At 69.9% G+C, this 349-nt stretch carries 1 protein-coding gene; it reads right to left on the reverse strand.

Features of this window, described 5'->3' with window-relative positions:
- Positions 1 to 349: FtsW/RodA/SpoVE family cell cycle protein (locus tag AB4Y74_RS17785; RefSeq protein WP_441800486.1), on the reverse strand; the 349-nt coding region annotated here is incomplete at both ends.

Raw genomic sequence — 349 nt, forward strand, 5'->3', positions numbered from 1 at the left:
GCGGAACAGGGCGGACGCGGGACGGGAGCACCGAGAGCGACCGACGGACGAGGCTGGGGCGGGCGTCGAGCAGGGCCTTGCAGCCGGGCTCGTTGCGGGCGAAGGACAGCAGGATGCCGAGCGCGAAGAGGGTCGTCACGAGGGACGAGCCACCCGCCGACACGAGCGGCAACGGCACACCGATCACCGGGAAGAGACCGATGACGGCGCCGATGTTGATGATCGCCTGCCCGAGCAGCCAGGCCATGATGCCGACCCCGGCGATGCGCACGAAGCGGTCCTGGGTGCGGCTGACGAGACGGAAGCAGGCCCACGCGAGGATGCCGAAGAGCAGCAGGATCATCAGGGT

The organism is Leifsonia sp. RAF41, from assembly GCF_052114085.1.
Classification (GTDB): Bacteria; Actinomycetota; Actinomycetes; order Actinomycetales; family Microbacteriaceae; genus Leifsonia.